Here is a 3,284-nt window from a genome sequence, read left to right as displayed (position 1 = left end):
GACAAACCTAAACGTAATTAAAATAACACTAATACGTTTGGTTGCATTTTATGTATGGTACTTGTTTAATCAGTTATTCAAAACAGAGAGCATCATTGTTTGAAAATCAGAGACAAAGCGGTCAGTATCCACTAAGACGGCTACTTGTGTTGTCGTTGGTACAAGCAGCTTGTCTTTGTCACCGATTGTGCGACCGTAATCACCGCTTTTTTGGTCATATGTGACATGCATCGCTAGAGGTAAAGTGGTAACGTAACTGGCGTCGATACCCACAGCTACGGCTAGAGGATCGTGTAATGCAGCGCCTTTTTTATCAATACCAAGATTGGCATAAGCATCAATGTAGAAATCCATTAATTCAGCAAATTTAGTAGCAGCTGTTGTATTTAAGGCACGCCAAGCTGCTGTTTCTTTTTTAGTTAAAAGTGTGCGCAATGTGACATCTAAACCAACCATCGTTAAGTTTTTTTGACGTGTAAAGGCATAGTCAGCGTCTTCTGGGTCTTGATGAATATTAGCTTCGGTGAATGGTGTCACGTTGCCAGGAACTGTCAGTGCACCACCCATCAAGGTTGTGTTACCAATCAGTGTTGCGACTGCAGGATCTTTTTTGATGGCAGTTGCCAAATTGGTGAGTGGACCGGTGGGAATAAAGATTAAATCATCTGCGTATTGATGAGCAGCGGCAATCAGGAAATCAACACCAGATTGTGTTTCAACATGACGTGGTGCAGTCTCTAGTACGACTTCGCCAATACCATTTTTGCCATGAATGAGTTGCGAAATAGGCATGACATCAAAATGGTCGGTGGTTGATGAATGACTTTCGCCAATAAAAACTGGCACATTGTTGGCACCAAGTAAGTGCAATAAATTCAGTGAGTTTTGAGCTGCTGTTTCAATCAATGTATTGCCATAACTTGAAATAATGCCAATGAGGTCAACATTTGGATCCCCGACAGCATAGGCAAGTGCAAGTGCATCATCAATACCAGTATCTAGGTCAAGAATCATTTTTTTCTGAGCCATTTATTTAAATCAGTGTGTAGCGCGCTATCATTTCGTAAATATTAGCGCAGAACAACACGTTTCCTCCATTATGTATGATAATTCCATTATACCGATTAGCAACATACTGAGGGTTAAAAAGGTATAATAATTAAAGTAAAAAAATTATGACTGAAAGGAAACGTATAGGTGCCCATCTGATTAAAATTGGACATTGATACAACAACATTATGGAATTATATGATATAGCCATTATTGGTGGTGGGCCGGTCGGCATGTTTGCTGCTTTTTATGCTGGCCTACGTGATACAAAAGCTGTGTTAGTGGAGAGTTTGCCAACACTAGGTGGTCAAGTGACTGCCTTGTATCCTGAAAAGGTAATCCTAGATGTTGCAGGATTTGTAGGTATTAAGGGTTCAGAATTAATTGATTCATTATATCGACAGTTGCAGTTATTTCCAGTCGAGATTAAGACGAATACAACTGTGACTAACCTGCAAAAACAAAATGATTTATTCACAATTACAACGGATAATGGTACGTCTTTTCAATCCAAAACGGTGATTGTTACAACTGGGAAAGGTTCTTTTGAACCACGAAAAATACAAGTAGATGGTGCTGATTCGCTTGTCGGTCAAGGGATTCATTATTTTGTGACCAATAAGCAAGACTTTATGCATCATGATGTTGCTATAGCTGGTGGCGGTGATTCGGCTGTTGATATGGTCACGATGTTGAACGACGTGACAGCATCAACTCGAATTATTCATCGACGGGACACGTTTAGAGCGATGGAGCAAAGTGTTAACGCATTAAATAGCAGTACAGTTATTAAGGAAACACCAAAAAAAATTGTGTCAATTAATAAGCAAGATAATGGTAAATTAGCTGTTACTTTGGCGCTGGTTAAGGATCCGTATGATGTAACTGTGATTTCTGTTGATGATTTAATTATTAATTATGGTTTCATATCAAAGAACCAAACTGTTGCGTCTTGGGACATTAAACCTGTACAAGACAATCAGGTTTTTGCAGTAAATCAGCAATTGCAAACGAGTATTGAAGGCGTGTTTGCTATTGGGGATGCGAGCCACTATCTTGGAAAAGCAGATTTAATAGCAGTTGGTTTAGGAGAAGCGCCAAATGCTATCAATGCCGCAGTTAATTTATTTGATCCTAAACGTGGTGGTCCGGGTCATTCTAGTTCGATGGTTATAAAAAATGGTCATCTAAGCTGACTAAAGATTAAAATTAGTTTTCAAGCGTATCAACGTAATGTTGATACGCTTTTTTCATTTCTGTAGCAACAGTGATTTCAAAAATATTATTTTTTAGTAGATCATAATTTATACTTTCCAGGTCGGCATGTGTTTTGCTAGGGTAAAGTGTCATGAGCGCTTGCCGAAAAGCATCAATTTCTGATGAATATGTTGGTTTATCAAGTAGGTAGAGTTCACTAATAGCCAGAAGTTTTTTCGAAGCAAAATTATATAGGGACCATGATGGATATTCTACTTGATCATTGAGTTGAATCACTTGAAATAATAGCGGTGCGTATTGTGATGCCTTATGTTCTGAAGTAATACTGGTCAAGGCGCTAAAAGCAAAGCGTAAGCCAAGTGATTGGTTAAAAAAAATGACATTTTGTTGCGCAGCAGATAAGTCACCAATTGCGGTTGTGATATCAATGCTGTGCTTGATTGTAGCGATGAGATTATGCAAAATATTAATGAATTCAGCTTCGTGAAATAGAACATTGTTAAATTCTAGCTTCAATAGCACTAGCAAATTAACTTCTTCTAAGCCGTACTCACCCTCAAGTAGCACACTTTTGAGGGCTTTTTTTAAATCCGATGGTAAATCACTATTAAATGATGAAGAAGATGTTAGGCGATAGAGTTTCACAGACATTTTTAAACGTTCAATATTATACGTTATATAGAACTCGTGCAGAGGTATTTGATAATTAATCTTGGCAGGCAAATATGATGGTGTATCGTAAATTTTTAGATGGTTATCCGCCATACTTTTCATATGGGAAACTTCAGAAAATGTTGTACGTAAGTAACGCACTGTATGGAGAAACTGCAACGTTGTAATGTCCGTTTCTCCCTTAACATAGCGATACCAAGATGAATTTGAAATATTTATGTAATCTAAAAGTAATGATAATTTAATTCCTTTGTTCTTGCGTATTTCGTTTAAATGGTATCCAATTGGCTTGGCTTGGCTTGGCTTGGCTTGGCTTGGCTTGGCTTGGCTTGGCTTGGCTTGGC

General features: G+C 38.1%; 3 protein-coding genes. 1 reads left to right on the top strand and 2 read right to left on the bottom strand.

The genetic code is table 11. The annotated features are described in order from the left end of the window. Window positions 1–69 precede the first annotated feature (69 nt). Complete coding sequence (locus EUI_RS0107740; RefSeq protein ID WP_010017258.1) at window positions 70–1,029, bottom strand: nucleoside hydrolase; 960 nt, start codon at window positions 1,027–1,029, stop codon at window positions 70–72. A gap of 206 nt (window positions 1,030–1,235) precedes the next feature. Here EUI_RS0107740 and EUI_RS0107735 point away from each other — a divergent pair, with 206 nt between their 5' ends. Continuing rightward, window positions 1,236–2,246, top strand: coding sequence for an NAD(P)/FAD-dependent oxidoreductase (locus EUI_RS0107735; RefSeq protein ID WP_187286554.1), 1,011 nt, complete (start codon window positions 1,236–1,238; stop codon window positions 2,244–2,246). Window positions 2,247–2,259: 13 nt separating this feature from the next. Here the strand turns inward: EUI_RS0107735 and EUI_RS10830 are convergent. Next, a partial coding sequence (locus tag EUI_RS10830; protein WP_010017256.1) for a hypothetical protein occupies window positions 2,260–3,284 on the bottom strand: 1,025 nt, incomplete at its 5' end.

It is taken from the genome of Leuconostoc gelidum subsp. gelidum KCTC 3527 (assembly GCF_000166715.1).
GTDB classification, from domain to species: Bacteria; Bacillota; Bacilli; order Lactobacillales; family Lactobacillaceae; genus Leuconostoc; species Leuconostoc gelidum.
Note: the sequence above shows the minus strand (reverse complement) of the source record. Positions and strands in the feature narration are given on the sequence as shown.